Origin of the sequence: Pseudomonas wuhanensis, assembly GCF_030687395.1 — a bacterium.
Classification (GTDB): Bacteria; Pseudomonadota; Gammaproteobacteria; order Pseudomonadales; family Pseudomonadaceae; genus Aquipseudomonas; species Aquipseudomonas wuhanensis.
Genome location: NZ_CP117430.1, coordinates 2,379,261 through 2,397,714, shown reverse-complemented (window position 1 = coordinate 2,397,714; position 18,454 = coordinate 2,379,261). Strand labels below are relative to the sequence as shown.

Here is an 18,454-nt window from a genome sequence, read left to right as displayed (position 1 = left end):
TGCGGCGATGGATTCTGTGGTGAATGTTCTGACGCCATCGCGGGCAAGCCCGCTCCCACAGGTTCGACGAGATCCTTGTGGGAGCGGGCTTGCCCGCGATTGGGGGTGACACGGTATCTGGAAGGAAACGCGGACCTAGAAATCCCGCTTGTAGAAGATGTCCAGCGAACTGGCCACGCCGCTGGCGGCTTCGAGGTAGACCTTTTTGCTCAGTTTGTAGCGCAAGGCGATGGTGTTGGCCGGCTCGAACACCCCGACGCCATAACGCAGGCTGAGCTTCTCGGAGATGTTGCCGCTGGCCACCACGGCGGTGTTGGCGCCACTGCCTTGGGTATCGAGCTGGAAGTCCTGAATGCCCAAGTCCTTGGCCAACCCGCTGGTCACCCCCGAACTGCCCATCAAACCCAACCCGAGAGCGGCCTGGGCGAGCATGTTGTTGTCTTCACCGGTGGTGCTTAGCGGACGCCCCAGCACCAGATAAGACAACGCCTGCTCCTGACTCATCGCCGGTTCCGAAAAGATCTGCGTGGTCGGCTGCTCGGCGCTGCCACTCAGGCGAATGCCGGCGATGACGTCGTCGGTCTGGCGAATCGCTTCGATGTCCAGATACGGCTGATCGATGGGACCGGCAAACAACAGGCGCGCCCGGCGCACCGTCAGCCGCTGGCCGTAGGCGCGATAACGCCCGTCGTTGAGCCACAGCTCGCCACGGGTGTCCATGTTGTCGCCGATATGCACCTGGCCTTGCAGGTTGGCGGTCAGGCCGAAGCCGGCAAAGCTGAGTTTGTCCTGCCCGACCACCACATCGATGTCCATCGCCATGGCCATCGGCGGTTTGCCCTCTTCGGTCTGCTGACCGACGATCACCGTGTCATCGGAGACCTTGACCGTGGACGGCGGCAGCTCGCGCACGATGATCTCGCCCTTGGGCACCAGCACCTTGCCGACGATTGCCAGTGTGTCGTCCTTCATGGAAATCTTCAGGTCCGGCGCGACTTCCAGCGCCGCGTAGGGCTCGACGGTGACCGGCAATTGCGAGCCCTTGAGCGCCAGATCCACCACCAGTGCCTGACCCCAGGCGATGTTGCCATTGAGGCGGCCCTGCCCGCTCTTGCCGCTTTTCCAGCCGCCGTTCAATTGCACGGTTTCGCCGGCAATCACGGCTTGAAGTTGCAAGGCTTCGAGTGCAATCGGCAGTTCAGGCCCGGAGATTTCACCGTCGCGCAGCTCAAGGTTGCCGTTGACCAGCGGCGTCAGCAGCCCGCCGGACAATGTGCCGCTGCCGCTCAAATGACCGGCGAGCTTCTCGACCATCGGCACAAACGGCCGCGCCACCGACAAGTCCAGGCCACTGAGGCGGAATGAACCGGTCAGCGGCTTGTTCTTCGGTATCGGATTGATCTGCGCCTGAACCCTCAGCTCACCGAGCTTGCCGCCGACAAAGTTGAGGTCGGTGTCGATGCGTTTTGGCGTGAGTTTGCTGGTGAGTTTCAGGGTCTGGTACGGGAAGTCCAGCCATTGCTCCTTCTCGCGCATACGCAAGGTGCCGCCACTGGCGTCAATGCTGATCTGGCCATTCGGGCCGCTGGCCGGCAAGTCCAGTTGCAGGTCGGCGTTGAGCTTGCCCTTCCAGGCGAAATCCTTTGGCAGCCATTGCGCCAAACTGTCGATGGGGAATTGCTTGAGGTGGTAACGCAGTTTCGGCTCGGGCATCAAGCGTTGGTCTTCGCCACACAGGCTGGCCGGGCCGGACATCCAGCAATGGGCGCCGAAGTTGATTTTGCCGTCCGCCAATCGCTCAAGCTTCGCCGGATTTTGCAGTTTCCAGTCCTGGCCGCCGGCCTGGATATCACCACTGGCCAGCCGCCCGCGCCAATTGCCCTTGTCCAGCGTGCCATCAAGACCGAGCGCCAGTTTCAGCTTCGGTCCTTGCAGGTCGAGAGCAAGTTTCTGGTTTTTGATATCGCCCTGACCGCTGGCGGTCAACGTGCCCAGTGAGGTGTCGCCGGTCTGAATGCCGCTGCCCTTGAGATCGATCTTCGCCCTTTGGGCGCTGTCTAGGGTGGCGTCCAGATTGAGGCTTTGCAGGCGATTATCTTCGAACGCCAGTTGCGTGCCTTGCAGGCCGAGCTTGCCTTGTGGCGCCTTGAGCGTGCCGGCGACATCGACACGGCCATTGAGCTGACCGCGCAGTTGCGGCCAGAGCTGGGCCAGACGCGGCATCTTGATATCGAGCTGGCCGGCGAGTGTCTGTTGCAGACTGCCTTGGCCGTTGATGCTGTTGTCACCGAGGCGAATCTGCAACGCGCTGAGGTTCCATTGCTCGCCGCCGCCATCGGCCTTGGCTTGCAACACCGCCGGTTGCCCCCGCAGCTTGCCTTTCAGGTCCAGGTCGGCGGTCAGGCTGAGTGTTTCGTTCTTCATCTCGCCTTTACTGCGCAATGGCCCAGCCAAGGTGCCTGGCAACTCCGCGAGCCAGTACGCCGGGTTGATCGCCGAGAGGTCCAGCGCCGTATCCCAGGCGATGCCGTCGGCAAATTGCAGGTTCAAGTGCCCTTCGGCCTTGCCCTGCCCCGCTTCGAGCTTGAATTGCGGCAGGTGGATCTTGGTCAAGTCGCCGCTGAACGGACTGTTCAGGCTGAACGCCCCGGCCGGGCCATCCAGTGCAGCCTTGAAGTTACCGATGTAGTTGCCGTCGGTGTAGGAGACTTCACCGTTGAAGCTGCGCAGCGCCACTTGCGGCTCGTCGATCAGCGGATAGAGACGATGCCATGGGAAATCCAGCCAGTCGATTTTTGCATCAGCGCTCAGGCCTTTGGTCCAGTCCATTTGCCCGGTGAGCTTGAGGCTTTGTTTGTCGTTGGCCGTCAGATCAAGACCAGCGATCTGCGCACCCTTAGCGTCGACCCTGCCTTGCAGCAGCAAAGCCACCGGGCCTTGCTCGGCGGGCAACGTGGCTTTGCCGAGCAACTGGTAGCCGCTTTTCAAGTCGCCGTCGCCGGTGAGCTCCAGTTGATTGAGTTGCAGAGTGTCCGGTAGATCGGCGCTGGCCTTGAAGCCGTCAGCGATGATGCGCACTTTGGCCGGCAGGTTTTCCACCAGCGGTTGCAGCTCCCCGGTGAGTTGCCCGTTCAGGTAGCCGCTGCTGTCGGCTTTCAGGTTCAGGGTTTTCAGCAGATCGCCGTCGACCTTCAGGGCCAGTGCCCATGGTTCGGTACCCGGCGCAGGCAAGGTCAGTTTGCCTTCGGCGGTCAGCGGCCAATGGCCGCTCGGTTGCAGCAGGCCGGACAGGTTCAGGCTCAGTTCATCACGCTGCAAATGCACCGAGTCGATCTGCAAACCTGTCTCGGTCCAGTGCGCTGCCAGTTGCAGCCCCTTGAGTTCTTCACTGCCGTTGAACAGCAGACGGCCGATTTTGACGTCGCCCAATTCGATGGCCAAGGGCAACTGCAAGTCCGGCAGCGTGATGGGGCCGCTGTCGGTTGTTTCTTCACTGGGCGGAAATTGCAGGCTGACCTGCTCGGCCTGCAGTTGCTCGACGCACAGCGTCATGCGCGTCAGGCACAGCGGCGACCAGGCGAAAATCGCTTTGTTCAGCTCGACCCGGCTGCTGTCCTGCTGCCAAACCAGATGATCGGCGCTCCACTGCCCCCCCAAACGACCCTGGAAGTTCTCCACGGTCAAACCCGGCACAAACCCGAGCGCCCAACGACTGCCCGGCGCAGTGCCCAGCACGGTGAACAGTGTCAGCACGAGCAGCATCAGCAGCGCCGGAATCGCCAGTAGCGTTATTTTCAAACCACGCTTCACAGCTCAGGCCCCATGGAAAAGTGCAGTCGAATGCCGCCGTCGTCATCCATCGCATGGGCCAGATCGAGACGAATCGGCCCCACCGGAGAAACCCAGCGTACGCCGATACCGACACCGGTCTTCAGGTTCGGCAATTCGAGTGTGTTGAAGGAGTTGCCCTGGTCGATGAAGGTTGCGACCCGCCATTTTTCGGCGACGGAGTATTGATACTCGACGCTGCCGGCCACCATGTAGCGGCCACCGATACGGTCGCCATCGGAGTTTTCCGGGGACAGGCTCTGGTAGTCGTAACCGCGCACGCTCTGATCGCCACCGGCGAAGAAGCGCAAGGACGGCGGCATCGATTTGTAGCCGTTTGTAGCGCTGCCGCCGACCTGCACCCGACCGAGCAAGCGGTGTTTGTCGAAGACCGTAGTCAGGCCTTTGACCAGCGCCGTGCCATAGACCAGGTTGGTGTCCGAACCCAATCCTTCCTTGGCGACTTTGGTTTCGAATTGCAGGCGATAACCGTTGTGCGGATCGATGCGGTTGTCGCTTTTCAGGTACGAATAACTCACGCCGGGCATCAGCAAAGTACTCAGGCCCGAATCATCGCCGAGTCTATATTCCTCGCGCTGCCACTTGAGCGAAACCACCCGCTGCCAGCCGCTAGGCAACTTGCTGTGCCACTCGGGGCCGAGGGTGAGCAACTTGCTCAGGCTGTCCTTATCGGCGATTTCTTCGCTCTGATAACCACCGGCAAAGCGCAGTTTGTCGGTCAATGGTGGATCCAGCGGAACGTCGTAAAACAGACCGACGTTCTGCCTTGGTGCTGAAATCTCGGCTTCCCAGCCGTAACTGTGCCCCTGGGGATTGACCCAATGGCGGGTCCAGTTGGCTTTGGCCCGTGGACCGACGTCGGTGGAAAAGCCCAGACCGAGGCCCATGGTCCGAGGCTTGCGGGTTTCCAGTTTGACCGCCACCGGGATCACCTCGTCCTTGGACGCGGCCGGCGCTGCGTCCACGCGCACGCCCTCGAAATAGCCGCTCGATTGCAGCGCCTGATTGAGTTCGGCGATCAGTTCGGAGTCATAGGGCGTACCGGCCTTGAACGGCACCATGCGTTGCAGCAGGTCTTCGTCGAACGGCGTGTCGCCTTCAAAACTGACCTTGCCCAGCGCATAGCGCGGGCCGCTGTCGTAGATCAATTCGATATCGGCGACGCCTGCCCGCGGGTCCACCAACAGTTTTTGGCGGGTGAAGCGCCCACTGAAAAAGCCGTAGCGCGAAGCCTGGTTCTGGATCACTCGCTTGGCGTCTTCATAATGACCATGATTGAGCACCGCGCCGGGTTTGAGCAGGTCACTTTTGGGCACGCGAAAGGATTTTAGCGAGGCCGCAGGACCGTCGACACGCACCGTGACGTTGCGCAAATGGATCGGCTCGCCAGGATCGATGGTCAGAACCAGACGCGGCTTCTTGCCGCCCTTCACGTCGCTTTCAATTTGCGGCTGGTAGTAGCCCAAGGCCTGGGCGGCTTTGCGTGCCTGTTCTTCGGCGCCACGACTGAAGCGCAGCAGGGCTTCTTCGTCGCGATCGCCGAGGCTACCGATATAGCCTTCTATATTGGCTTTTAGTTCATCGTTGGACGGTTTGATCCGCACATCCAATTCACTTTGCGCCAGTGCCGCGCAGCTGGAGATCAGCATCAGCACGCCACTGGTAAATCTTCCGGAAAACTTCATAGCGCGGATGCTATCACGAGCCTGGGGGCCTGATAGAGCCTGACCTGCCGCGAAAGTTCTACTGTTATGCCGTTGCCGTTTGTAACACCTGCGGGTTGGCGTGGAAAAACACGTGTTCAAGAATCGGTCCTACCGCCACTTCACCGATTTCCTCGTAGCCCTGACGCTTATAGAACTCCAGATAACGAGGATTCCCGGTGTCGAGGATCACACCCTGTGAGTGCTCATCGACCGCGCACCAGTTATGGACCGCTTGCAGCAATTGTTCACCGAAATGCTTGCCCTGGAATTGCGGATGAACCCCCAGTAATGGCAAGACATGCACCGAGTCGGAGGGCACGCACGCCATCACGGCGGCGTGGTAATCGAGGTAGCGTCGGGTACAGCGAAACCCGGTGCTGAGCACCATCCGCAGGCGCCAGGCCCAGCTTTCGGTAATGCCCAGGCGACGTTGCGGCGGTGCGATCAGGGCGATGCCGATCAAGCGGTCATTCACCAGCAGGCCGATGGCTGGTAAATCCTGAAGAAAGTGTTGTTTGACCAGTTCGCGCACCGTTGCCCTTACTCGTTGTTCATAACCGGGGCGTTCGGCTTCGAACAGATAGCCGAACGTCGGCTCGTGCCGGTACGCCTGGTACAGCAGGGAACGTGCTTCGCGGGAATAGCCGCTGTCGAGCATGTGAATATCGGCGATGACGGTCGAGGTTTCGGGCATAACGGTCGATCTCCCTGGGCGCGGCTCAGAAGGCCGCGTTCTTATTGGTACGAGCCTTTGGGTGGCTTCACAGTTCCCCAGACAGGTATAGACCAAGCCAGGATCTTCATCGACTGAGCTGACCCCTTCGCGAGCAAGCCCGCCCCCACAGGAGATTGATGTCTGGCGCAAATGATGCGGACAACCTTGCCCCCGAAGGCGACCCGACAGGCGCCATCGCATCGCCCCCCCAAACAAAAACGGCAGCCTCGATGGGCTGCCGTTTTGTTTATGCCTTACCGATGATTCACGCCAGACGCGAGAGCATTTCCTTGGCTTCGCTCTTCTGACCCGCATCGCCCTCGGTCACCACTTCATTGAGGATGTCCCGAGCGCCGTCGTTGTCGCCCATGTCGATGTAAGCCTGGGCCAGGTCGAGTTTGGTGGCGACTTCGTCAGCACCGGAGAGGAAATCGAGCTCATCGTCCGCGGAGGCCAAAGCGTCTTCCTCGGTAAAACTCGGCTCACCAAGGCTCTGGGACAGACGTTCCAGCTCAGCGTTGACGTCGTTGAGTTCATTTTCGAAGGCGTCAGGCTGATCCGGGCTGGCGTCCATTTCATCGGCCAGCGACAGATCGAAGTCCAACGGCAACTCCAGGTCATCGAGCGGTGTCTCAGCCACGGTCGGTGCTTCGGCGGCTGGCGCATCCTTGAGATTTTCATCCAGACTCATCAAGAAGTCGTCTTCGGCCAGGATGGCTGGCGAAGCATCGCCGCCCAGATCCATGTCCAGGTCAAAGTCCGACAGATCGTCGAGGTTTTCCTTGATTTCAGTCTGTTGCTGCAACACCGACTCAAAGCTCAGGTCGTCATCCAGCGGGAATTCGTCCAGCTCAGCCAGAGCTTCTGGTGTTGGCTCCGGCTCCGGCTCTGGTGCTGGCTCTGGTTCCGCCGCAACGGCAGGCGCGATTGGAGTAGCCGCGTCCAGATCGTCCAGGCTCAGATCGAAGGCGCTGTCGAAGTCGGACAATGCCGGTTCCGGGGCTTGCGGTTCGTCCAGCAGCAGGTCCTTGACGTATTGCGCATCCAGCTCGGCGGCGATTGCCGCGGCAGCCAGACCACCCGCAACTGCGACTGCCATCGCCGGAAAGCGGCTTTTCAATTCTTCAACCCGGGCGAAGTTATCGCCATTGGCTACCAGCTGACGCTCCTGAGCGACGAACGCATCGCGGTCGCCCTGCTGACCGTAGACTTCCATCAGCTTCAGGCGCAGGTCACTGCGTTGCGGCGCTTGCTTGATCGCATCTTCCAGCAATGCAGCGGCCTGATTCAGACGACCGCCTGCAATGTGCGACTGCGCCTGAGCCAGTACGTCGTCGGAACGCTCGGAACGCTCGGCGGCAGGCGATACCAGTGGCGCAGCGATCGGCGGCGTCACCACAACTGGAGAAATCACCGGGGCCGGGGCCGGCGCTAGCGTTGGTGCGGTCGCAAGTTTCACGCTCGGCGGCGGAACTTCCAGGCCTTCGAAGCTGCTTTCCGGCAGGTCTTGGTCGACGGAGAACGCTTGTTCCTCTTCCAAGGCACGGGCCATGCGCAGATGCTTCTCGGCCTCTTGCTGGGCTTTGCGGCGACGGGCCAGCAACAGCAGCAAGAGCAGCAGAACCACCGCACCGCCACCCACCAGCCCCAGCAGGATCGGGTTGGTCAGCAGCTCGTTGAATTTCTGATCATCGGATGTCGCAGGCGCTGGCTCGACGGCTGGTGCCGGAACAGCTTCTGGTGCAGCTGTCTCTGGCGCAGGTGCCGGGGCTGCGTCCGCAGGCGTTGCCGCAGGGTTGGCCGCCAGTTCGGCTGACATCGCCGGAGCGGTCGTAGCCGCCGGTGTGTCCGCGCCACCTTCGGCCTGCAACTTGGCCAATTGGTTGTTCTTCAGTTCGATCAGGCGTTGCAGCTTGTCCAGCTGACTTTGCAGATCGCTCATGCGGCTTTTCAGTTCAGCGTTGTCACGACGGGTCGTGTCGAGGCTTTCCTGAGTCACGGCCAGCTTGTTGCTCAACGCTTTCGCATCACCGGCGGCACCTTTGCCGCCCTTGCCGGTGTCGGCAGAGACCAGGCTCAGTTTGTCTGTGGCGGCTTGCGACGAAGCACCTTCACCGCGAGCGCGCTTGGTGGCGTCAAGTTGCTGCTGACCGGTTCCCGGTTTCGCCACGTAGCGACGACCCTGACGCCACGCGGTGTTCTGCGCGGCGACCTCGGCGATGGCCTTGGGTTGCGGCAGGTTGGTGCTCTGCACCTGATCAGGCAGGCGCAGCACCTGACCGGTTTTCAGTCGGTTGATGTTGCCGTCGATGAACGCATCCGGGTTCAGCGCCTGGATGGCCAGCATGGTCTGCTGGATCGAACCGCCATTACGCGCCTTCGCGGCGATTTCCCACAGGGTATCGCGCGCTGTGGTGGTGTATGGCGACGATTTGGTCGCGCCGGTGACCGGCGCGGTCACCGTTTGGGCTGGCGCCGGTTGCGCGGCGGCATCGGCGGTCTGCGGCGAGAATTTGGACGGATCGAGCAGCACGCTGTAATCGCGTAGCAGGCGACCGTTGGGCCACATCACCTGAACCAGGAATTTCACCATCGGTTCGGACAGCGGTTTGCTGGACGTGACGCGCAGGATGCTTTTGCCGCTGGCGTTAAGCACTGGGGTGAAGGTCAGGTCATTGAGAAACGCCTGGCGATCGACACCGGCCTTGGCGAAATCTTCGGGCGAGGCCAGGCTCGGCACCACTTCGGCAGCCGAGAGGTCCTTGACGTCGAGCAACTCGATTTCTGCCACCAGAGGCTGGTTCAGCGTCGACTTCAGGGTCAATTCCCCGAGCCCGAGGGCATGCGCCATACCGGAGGACAGCGCCGAGGCGGCCGCTATTGCTAACACCAGTTTGCGAACTTGAACCATAACCTCTTCCTTTGTTTGAACATTCCTCGGCCAGCGAGAAGGTGTTGATTGCCGCTGCCGTAAGGCATTGCGCGCGGCGACGAAGGGTCGTCGCGCGCGATCATTTCATTCATGCAATGGGAAGCCCTGCGGGGTGGCTCACCTTAAGCATTCCGGCCAAGCACGACGCTCGACGGGAATCATTCGATAAAATTGTTGCCAAGTATCTTTTACAGCAGGTCTTTTATCAACAATTCAGCCACCTGCACAGCATTGAGCGCGGCGCCTTTGCGTACGTTATCTGACGTCAGCCACACATTAAGTTCCGCCGGATCGTCGATCCCGCTGCGAACCCGACCAACGTAAACCACGTCCTGCCCTACCGCATCGCCTACCGGGGTCGGGTAATCGCCCGCCTCGACCAGTTCGATACCGGGCGCCGCTTCCAGAGCTGCGTTGATTTTCGCCAGATCGACAGCGCTCGATGACTGCAAGGTCATGCTAAAGCTATCGCCAAAAAACACCGGAGCTTGAATGCAAGTGACGGAAATCTTCAATGAAGGCAGCGCCATGACCTGACGCAGCTCGCGCACCAGGCGCTTTTCCAGCAGCGTATGACCTTGAGCATCAGGCGTGCCGACTTGGGCCAGCAGGTTGAAGGCCATCTGCCGATCGAAGAATGCTGGTTCCAGCGGGCGCACATTGAGCAGCTCGGCGGTTTGACGGGCCAGCTCAGTAACGGCTTCGCGGCCTTGGGCGGAGACCGCCAGACACGCCGTCAGGCTGATGCGTTGCAGGTCGAGCAAACCGAGCAACGGCGCCAGCACCACCGCCAGTGTCGCGGCCGAAGGGCTTGGGCTGCTGACCTGGAAGGGCTTTTTCAGGCCGACCAGAATTTCAGCGTTGGCCTCAGGCACCACTTGCGGCGCCTGATCGGCCGGCAAGGCGCCGGACAGGTCGATCAGCGAGCAACCGGCGGCGGTGGCGCGCGGGGCGAAACTGAGGGTTACCGCCGGCCCGGCGGCGAAGAACACCAACTGGACTTTGCTGAAGTCGAACTCATCGACTTCGCGCACCCGCACGTTCTTGCCGCGAAACGGTACCGAATGCCCGGCCGATTCACTGCTCGCCAGCAGGTGCAGGTTAGCGACCGGAAAATCCCGCTCTTCGAGAATCTGGACGAGTGTTTCGCCGACAGTACCGGTGGCGCCGATCACGGCAATATCAAAGGACTGGCTCATGGTTCTACCTCTGGCGAAACGGGGGGAGCGGCACTTTACCGGGTGGTTGGCAGTGAGGCAATTCGGCGGAGACCTGCGGCGCCAGTTCCGACCTCATCGCGGGCAAGCCCGCTCCCACAGGGTTCAGCGCAATCCTTGTGGGAGCGGGCTTGCCCGCGATGGGCATAGGTATCTACACATCTCTAAAGTCTTCGGCTGGCCACCCAGCCGATGGCCTCTTTAGCAAAACCCGCCAGTTCCTGGGGCGTGTATTGTTCCAATGTCTCGCACATGGCCAAAAGCATGTATAAACCGGCCAGCAGCGCGGAAGCCGTCACCGGCTGCGAGCGCTTCATCTGTCGACCAGACAGACGGACCAAAAAATCCCGTGTTTGCTCAGCGAACTCCCCCTTAGCCCGCATCAGACGCCAACTGACAGCACATGCCTGACTGGCGATCAACAGCCGTTTGAACACCGCTTCACCGCTCTCTTGCTGCCAGTTTTCCAGCTGATGCCCACCCCCTTTAAGCAGTTTGAAGTAGGACTCGATACGCCAGCGCCAGTAATACCAGAGCGCCAATCGTTCATCTGCGACCTCTTGCTCAAGGTTGCTCAGCAAATACCATTCGGCCAGCAGGTGACCATCGGCTCCCAGTATTCGGCTCACGACGAGCCGGGCCGGCAACGGCTCACCAGACTTGCGCAGCGTCTTGCGGTCGGCCCTGTCTTTGGTGAAAGGCTGGGCTTGGCGAGTCAGCACGACGGCGGTTTCTCCCACCCATTGAATGGCCGGTTTTCCTTTGTAGTCCACCTTGCGAGTTTTGCGGTAGGTCATCTCGCGAGCAATTTGACTCAGGGCCCTCGATTGACCTGCATGACTGGCCGTGGAACCGGCCTTGACTCGCACCAGCCATTGCCGACCCTCGGCCTGCCATTGCCTCAGGTGAGCGACCGAATCAGCCTCTCGATCCACGATATGGACAAGCGGCTTGGCAAAATTCTGCTGTTCCAGCCAAGTGATACGTTGTGTCAGTTCATGCAGATGCTTCTCAGGGGCCAGCACTTCTTCGGCTCGCGTGCTGAGCACGCCGTCCTTGGTCGCCAGATTTTGAGCGGGAGTACAGATCGGTGCACCGTCACGGTCGGTGACTAGCAGGCTGCTTTGCAGCTCGTAACCGATGTCGCCCCGGTGGGTCATTTGCAGGCGATCAGCCTTGCTGTGGTGGTGCATGTAATTGAGCCGAGACCAATCGTGCATGACCAGCGCGTAATCATCACAGTCATCCCGACAACCCTCGTGGGCCAGCGCCAGCAGCGGTTTAACCAGGTCAACGGGCCGAACCCGGTCATTGCTCAAAAATCGCCAAAGGGCTTGCGTCTGTGCAAAAGCCTTGTCGCTTCGCGGCAAGGCTTTCATCCCGGCGGCCAGCGCCGGTAGTCCATTACTGTGTCCCATGACTAACTCGTCGTATCGTTTTGTCAGTCGGGCATCTAGCCCGGTCATTTGATATCCATGCCGTCCCTTTATAGACCAGGATCGGGAGATGTGTAGATACCTATGCCGCGATGACGGAAGAGCAGACAACCGAGCACCTTCAGACTGCCGCGCATAAAAAAACCCGCACCTCTTTCAAGGCACGGGCTCTTTCGTTACTTCAACAGATCAACGCTCGAGCAGGATCCGCAGCATGCGACGCAGCGGTTCGGCAGCGCCCCACAGCAGTTGGTCGCCGACGGTGAAGGCACCGACGAACTGCGAACCCATGTTCAGCTTGCGCAGACGGCCAACCGGCACGTTCAGGGTACCGGTAACCTTTGTAGGGCTCAGCTCCTGCATGCTGATCTCACGATTGTTCGGCACCAGCTTGACCCAAGGGTTGTGCTGGCTGATCAGCCCTTCGATGTCGGCGATCGGCACGTCTTTGTTCAGTTTGATGGTCAGCGCCTGGCTGTGGCAGCGCATGGCGCCGACGCGCACGCAGATGCCATCCACCGGGATCGGGCTCTTGAAGCGACCGAGGATCTTGTTGGTCTCGGCCTGGGCCTTCCACTCTTCGCGGCTCTGACCGTTCGGCAGTTCCTTGTCGATCCACGGGATCAGGCTGCCAGCCAGCGGTACGCCGAAGTTTTCGGTCGGGTACGCGTCGCTGCGCATGGCTTCGGCGACACGACGGTCGATGTCGAGGATGGCGCTGGCCGGGTCGGCCAGTTGATCGGCGACAGCGCCATGGGTCACACCCATTTGCTTGATCAGTTCACGCATGTGCTGCGCGCCGCCACCGGAGGCCGCCTGATAGGTCATGGCGCTCATCCACTCGACCAGACCGGCTTCGAACAGGCCGCCCAGGCCCATCAGCATCAGGCTGACGGTGCAGTTGCCGCCGATGTAGTTCTTGGTGCCCGCATCGAGCTGCTGGTCGATGACCTTGCGGTTCACCGGGTCCAGCACGATCACCGCGTCATCCTGCATCCGCAGGCTGGAAGCGGCGTCGATCCAGTAACCCTGCCAGCCGGCTTCGCGCAGCTTCGGGAAGACTTCGCTGGTGTAGTCGCCACCCTGGCAGGTCAGAATCACGTCGAGGGTTTTCAGCTCTTCAATGCTGTAAGCGTCCTTGAGCGGAGCAATGTCCTTGCCCACGGACGGGCCTTGGCCACCGACATTGGAAGTGGTGAAAAACACCGGCTCAATAAGATCGAAATCCTGCTCTTCCAGCATCCGCTGCATGAGCACGGAACCGACCATACCGCGCCAACCGATCAGACCTACACGTTTCATCGCAACTACACCTTCTTAAAAGTGGGCCGCTGCTTTCATGGTTGAAAGTTGCAGCGGGCCAAAGAGATTACAGATTCCGCAGCGCGGCGACTACTGCATCGCCCATTTCCTGCGTACCGACCTTGGTACAACCGGCCGACCAGATGTCGCCTGTGCGCAGACCCTGATCCAATACCAGGCTCACGGCCTTCTCGATAGCATCGGCCGCATCCTGCAGATTGAAGCTGTAACGCAGCATCATCGACACCGACAGAATGGTCGCCAACGGGTTGGCAATGCCCTTGCCAGCGATGTCCGGTGCCGAACCGTGGCACGGCTCGTACATGCCTTTGTTGTTCGCATCCAGCGATGCCGACGGCAGCATGCCGATGGAGCCGGTGAGCATCGACGCTTCGTCGGAAAGAATGTCGCCGAACAGGTTGTCGGTGACGATCACATCGAATTGCTTCGGTGCGCGCACCAGTTGCATGGCGGCGTTGTCGACGTACATGTGGCTCAGTTCGACGTCCGGGTAGTCCTTGGCCACTTGCTCGACGATTTCACGCCACAGTTGGCTGGAGGCCAGCACGTTGGCCTTGTCCACCGAGCACAGCTTCTTGCCACGCACGCGGGCCATGTCGAAACCGACACGGGCGATACGGCGGATTTCGGTTTCGCTGTATGGCAGCGTGTCATAGGCCTGACGCTCGCCATTTTCCAGTTCACGCACGCCACGTGGCGCGCCGAAGTAGATGCCGCCGGTCAGTTCACGGACGATCAGGATGTCCAGACCCGCCACGATTTCTGCCTTCAGGCTGGAAGCCTCGGCCAGTTGCGGGTACAGGATTGCCGGACGCAGGTTACCGAACAGGCCCAGTTGCGCACGGATTTTCAGCAGACCGCGCTCAGGGCGGATGTCACGTTCGATGGTGTCCCATTTCGGACCGCCCACGGCACCCAGCAACACCGCGTCGGCGGCACGGGCACGGGCCAGGGTTTCGTCGGCCAGCGGCACGCCGTGCTTGTCGATGGCGGCGCCACCGATCACGTCATGGCTCAGTTCGAAGCCCAGGCTGTACTTGTCGTTCGCCAGCTCCAGCACCTTGACCGCTTCGGCCATGATTTCCGGGCCAATACCGTCGCCTGGGAGAATCAGAATCTGCTTGCTCATGCTTTCCTCATGTCATCAGTCGGCGCGCCCTGGGGCGCGCCCGGAAAATTCCTATCGTTCAGCCATCAGCACCAGCACATCGGTACTGAACGAACCATCGGCCTCAATCTCAAAATATTCGCGAACTTCATTGCCCATCGATTGCTGCAACTCGAGGATCGCCGCGCGCATCACCTGCGGCGTGCGCATGCGCTCGACCCACGACGTGTACTCCAGACGCAGCCGTTGGCGCGTGGTACTGCGGGTATGCAACCCCGCTTCGCTGACCTGACGCAACCACTCGCCCGCAGAATAATCGCGCACGTGGCTGGTGTCGCGCAGCACTTCGACGCTTTGCAAGTAAGTGTCGAACAACGGGCTGCCCGGCGACAACACATCGATGAACGCCGCCACCCCGCCCGGCTTCAGCACCCGGCGAACTTCGCGCAGGGCCAGTCCGAGGTCGCTCCAATGGTGCGCCGAGTAACGGCTGAAGACGAAATCGAACTCGCCATCGGCGAATGGCAGGCGCTCGGCGGCACCCAGTACCGTGGACACGTTGCCCAAGCCCCGATCGACGGCAGCAGCGGCCACCACGTCGAGCATCTGTTGAGACAGATCGTAAGCGACCACTTCCTTGACCAGCGAAGCCACGTGAAAACTCACGTGACCGGCGCCGCAACCGAGGTCGAGCACGCGGGCATCGCCCTGCCCCGCCAGTTCAGCCTGTAGCAGCGCGAATTCAGTGCCTTGAGCGTGTACGGCGCTGCTCAGATAGGCCGAGGCCTGTTCACCGAATTGCTTTTGTACTACCTGACTGTGCTGGGCGGTGCTGGTCATGGGGACATCCTTTTGATCTTGTGGTGCCTGTACCGGCCTCATCGCGGGCAAGCCCGCTCCCACAGGGATTTTTGGTGTTCACAAAACCTGTGGGAGCCGGGCTTGCCCGCGATAGGCCAGCCCTGCCTACATAAATTTCGGATCAATCACGCGTCGCGAAACAACCACGGCTGGCTCGCGCGGTGCTTGGCTTCAAACGCGGCAATCGCTTCGTGGTCCTGCAGGGTCAGGCCGATATCGTCCAGGCCATTGAGCAGGCAGTGTTTGCGAAAGGCATCGATTTCAAAATTCAACACCTTGCCATCCGGACGGGTCACGGTCTGGGCTTGCAGATCAACCTGCAACTGATAACCCGGAGTCGCCTCAACCTGCTGGAACAGCTCATCGACTTCAGCGTCGCTCAGGATGATCGGCAGCAAGCCGTTCTTGAAGCTGTTGTTGAAGAAGATGTCGGCGTAGCTCGGCGCGATGATGCTGCGGAAACCGTACTCTTCCAGCGCCCACGGCGCGTGTTCGCGGCTGGAGCCGCAACCGAAGTTCTCACGGGCCAGCAGTACGCTGGCGCCCTGATAACGCTCGGCGTTGAGGACGAAGTCCTTGTTCAACGGGCGCTTGGAGTTGTCCTGATACGGCTGCCCGACATCCAGGTAACGCCATTCATCGAACAGGTTCGGACCGAAACCGGTGCGCTTGATCGACTTCAAGAACTGCTTCGGAATGATCTGATCGGTGTCGACGTTGGCTCGATCCAAAGGCGCGACAAGACCAGTGTGCTGGGTAAAAGCTTTCATGCTGCGCTCCTTTAGATCAATTCACGGACGTCGACGAAACGACCGTTCACAGCGGCGGCGGCGGCCATGGCCGGGCTGACGAGGTGGGTACGGCCACCGGCGCCCTGACGGCCTTCGAAGTTACGGTTGGAGGTCGACGCGCAATGCTCACCCGACTCCAATCGGTCCGGGTTCATCGCCAGGCACATCGAGCAACCCGGCTCACGCCATTCGAAACCGGCCTCGAGGAAAATCTTGTCCAGACCTTCGGATTCGGCCTGGGCCTTCACCAGCCCCGAACCCGGCACCACGATGGCCTGCTTGATGGTCGAAGCCACTTTGCGACCCTTGGCGATCACGGCGGCGGCGCGCAGGTCTTCGATCCGCGAGTTGGTGCAGGAGCCAATGAATACGCGGTCCAGCTGAATGTCGGTGATCGCCTGATTGGCGGTCAAACCCATGTATTTCAACGCGCGCTCGATGGAGCCACGCTTGACCAGGTCCATTTCCTTCGCAGGATCGGGAACGTTCTGATCGACGGCCAAGACCATCTCGGGCGAGGTGCCCCAGCTGACTTGCGGCTTGATCTGAGTGGCATCGAGTTCGACGATGGTGTCGAATTTGGCATCCGCATCGGAAACCAGGTCTTTCCAGGCCTCGACAGCCAAGTCCCATTCCGCGCCTTTCGGAGCAAATGGACGGCCTTTCACGTAAGCCACGGTTTTTTCGTCGGCGGCCACCAGCCCTACGCGAGCGCCAGCCTCGATCGCCATGTTGCAAATGGTCATGCGGCCTTCAACGGACAAGTCACGAATCGCGCTACCGGCGAATTCGATGGCGTGGCCGTTACCGCCGGCGGTGCCGATTTTGCCAATTACTGCGAGAACGATGTCCTTGGCGGTCACGCCAAACGGCAATTGGCCCTCGACCGCCACCAACATGTTCTTCATTTTCTTGGCGACCAGGCACTGAGTAGCGAGCACGTGCTCGACCTCGGAAGTGCCGATACCGTGAGCCAAGGCACCGAATGCGCCGTGGGTCGAGGTATGGGAGTCGCCGCAGACCACGGTCATGCCCGGCAAGGTGGCGCCCTGCTCCGGGCCGATGACGTGGACGATGCCTTGGCGGACATCATTCATCTTGAATTCGACGATGCCGTATTCGTCACAGTTATCGTCGAGGGTCTGAACCTGCAAACGCGAGACCTGATCGACAATCGCTTCGATGCCGCCCTTGCGCTCTGGGGTGGTCGGTACGTTGTGGTCCGGGGTCGCGATGTTGGCATCGATGCGCCAAGGCTTGCGCCCGGCCAGACGCAGGCCTTCGAAAGCTTGCGGCGAGGTCACTTCGTGGATGATGTGACGATCGATGTAGATCAGCGCAGAGCCATCGTCGCGCTGCTTGACCAAATGCGAATCCCAGAGCTTGTCGTAGAGCGTTTTGCCGGCCATCAGACGGTTTCCTCATCAGCTTGTTTCTATGCCCCGGATCTTGAAAATTCCAATAACCCTTTGGCTTGTGAGGTCGATCCTAGGGGGTTACATTAAATAACTCAAATTCATATTTTTCATGCTTTGCATAACCACCTGGAATACAACTGAGACATCATCATGGACCTCGCCAACCTCAATGCTTTTATCGCGATTGCCGAGACTGGAAGCTTCTCCGGTGCCGGCGAACGGCTGCACCTGACGCAACCCGCCATCAGCAAACGCATCGCCGGGCTAGAGCAGCAATTGAAGGTGCGGCTGTTCGATCGACTGGGTCGGGAAGTCAGCTTGACCGAAGCCGGACGCGCCCTGCTGCCGCGGGCCTATCAGATCCTCAATGTGCTGGATGACACCCGCCGCGCCCTGACCAACCTGACTGGCGAAGTGACCGGCCGTCTGACATTGGCCACCAGCCATCACATCGGCCTGCATCGCTTGCCGCCCTTATTAAGGGAGTTCACCCGACGCTACCCACAAGTGGCGCTGGATATTCAGTTCCTCGATTCGGAAGTGGCCTACGAAGAAATCCTCCATGGCCGCGCCGAACTGGCAGTCATCACCCTTGCACCGGAACCTCACACATTGGTCAAGGCCACGCCCGTGTGGGACGACCCGCTGGATTTCGTGGCCGCCCCGGAGCATCCGCTGATCAGCAACGGCGCGGTCACCCTGGCGGATATTGCCTTGCACCCCGCGGTTTTCCCCGGCGGCAACACCTTTACCCATCACATCGTGCAACGCCTGTTCGAGGCCCAAGGCCTGACGCCGAACATCGCCATGAGCACGAATTATCTGGAAACCATAAAGATGATGGTCTCGATCGGCCTGGCCTGGAGCGTTTTGCCGCGCACCATGCTGGACGATCAAGTGGCGCGCATACCTTTGCCGGGCATACAACTCACTCGCCAGCTAGGCTATATCCTGCACACCGAACGGACGCTGTCGAACGCGGCACGGGCCTTCATGGCTCTGCTGGATGCACAAATCGATCAGCCAGGGACTCGCGGCTAAGCTGTGCTTCTTCTTTTTGTGCTACGCCTATAGAGCCCCAAAACCCTGTGCCTAACG

General features: G+C 60.4%; 12 protein-coding genes. 1 reads left to right on the top strand and 11 read right to left on the bottom strand.

Features of this window, described 5'->3' with window-relative positions:
• Positions 1-135: 135 nt before the first annotated feature.
• The 11 genes from PSH88_RS11095 to leuC all read right to left on the bottom strand — a co-directional run bounded on the left by PSH88_RS11095 (position 136) and on the right by leuC (position 17,347).
• On the bottom strand, positions 136-3,810 hold the full coding sequence (locus PSH88_RS11095; RefSeq protein ID WP_305426232.1) for a translocation/assembly module TamB domain-containing protein: 3,675 nt from the start codon (positions 3,808-3,810) through the stop codon (positions 136-138).
• The gene (locus PSH88_RS11090; RefSeq protein WP_305426230.1) at positions 3,807-5,534 is read right to left on the bottom strand and encodes an autotransporter assembly complex protein TamA; all 1,728 of its coding nucleotides are present in this window, start codon (positions 5,532-5,534) and stop codon (positions 3,807-3,809) included. Before PSH88_RS11090 ends, PSH88_RS11095 begins: the two co-directional genes overlap by 4 nt.
• A gap of 64 nt (positions 5,535-5,598) precedes the next feature.
• Positions 5,599-6,249 carry a GNAT family N-acetyltransferase gene (locus PSH88_RS11085; RefSeq protein WP_123721999.1) on the bottom strand — a complete coding sequence of 217 codons (651 nt, stop codon included), beginning with the start codon at positions 6,247-6,249 and terminating at the stop codon, positions 5,599-5,601.
• A 286-nt stretch (positions 6,250-6,535) separates the two neighbouring features.
• Positions 6,536-9,181 (bottom strand): FimV/HubP family polar landmark protein, encoded by a 2,646-nt coding sequence (locus PSH88_RS11080; protein WP_305426229.1) that lies wholly within the window; start codon positions 9,179-9,181, stop codon positions 6,536-6,538.
• 209 nt (positions 9,182-9,390) lie between these two features.
• Positions 9,391-10,401 (bottom strand): aspartate-semialdehyde dehydrogenase, encoded by a 1,011-nt coding sequence (locus PSH88_RS11075; RefSeq protein ID WP_305426228.1) that lies wholly within the window; start codon positions 10,399-10,401, stop codon positions 9,391-9,393.
• A gap of 182 nt (positions 10,402-10,583) precedes the next feature.
• On the bottom strand, positions 10,584-11,885 hold the full coding sequence (locus PSH88_RS11070) for a transposase (RefSeq protein ID WP_305424801.1): 1,302 nt from the start codon (positions 11,883-11,885) through the stop codon (positions 10,584-10,586).
• Positions 11,886-12,044: 159 nt separating this feature from the next.
• Positions 12,045-13,157, bottom strand: a complete 1,113-nt coding sequence (gene asd, locus PSH88_RS11065) for an aspartate-semialdehyde dehydrogenase (protein ID WP_038980075.1) — start codon at positions 13,155-13,157, stop codon at positions 12,045-12,047.
• A 67-nt stretch (positions 13,158-13,224) separates the two neighbouring features.
• The gene (gene leuB / locus PSH88_RS11060; RefSeq protein ID WP_007935187.1) at positions 13,225-14,307 is read right to left on the bottom strand and encodes a 3-isopropylmalate dehydrogenase; all 1,083 of its coding nucleotides are present in this window, start codon (positions 14,305-14,307) and stop codon (positions 13,225-13,227) included.
• Between the two features lie 51 nt (positions 14,308-14,358).
• On the bottom strand, positions 14,359-15,126 hold the full coding sequence (locus PSH88_RS11055) for a class I SAM-dependent methyltransferase (protein ID WP_305426227.1): 768 nt from the start codon (positions 15,124-15,126) through the stop codon (positions 14,359-14,361).
• Between the two features lie 146 nt (positions 15,127-15,272).
• The gene (gene leuD, locus PSH88_RS11050) at positions 15,273-15,917 is read right to left on the bottom strand and encodes a 3-isopropylmalate dehydratase small subunit (RefSeq protein ID WP_123356294.1); all 645 of its coding nucleotides are present in this window, start codon (positions 15,915-15,917) and stop codon (positions 15,273-15,275) included.
• A gap of 11 nt (positions 15,918-15,928) precedes the next feature.
• Entirely contained in the window at positions 15,929-17,347 is a 1,419-nt protein-coding gene (gene leuC / locus PSH88_RS11045) for a 3-isopropylmalate dehydratase large subunit (RefSeq protein ID WP_305426226.1), read from the bottom strand.
• Positions 17,348-17,506: 159 nt separating this feature from the next.
• Here leuC and PSH88_RS11040 point away from each other — a divergent pair, with 159 nt between their 5' ends.
• Complete coding sequence (locus tag PSH88_RS11040; RefSeq protein ID WP_305426225.1) at positions 17,507-18,397, top strand: LysR family transcriptional regulator; 891 nt, start codon at positions 17,507-17,509, stop codon at positions 18,395-18,397.
• Positions 18,398-18,454 lie beyond the last annotated feature (57 nt).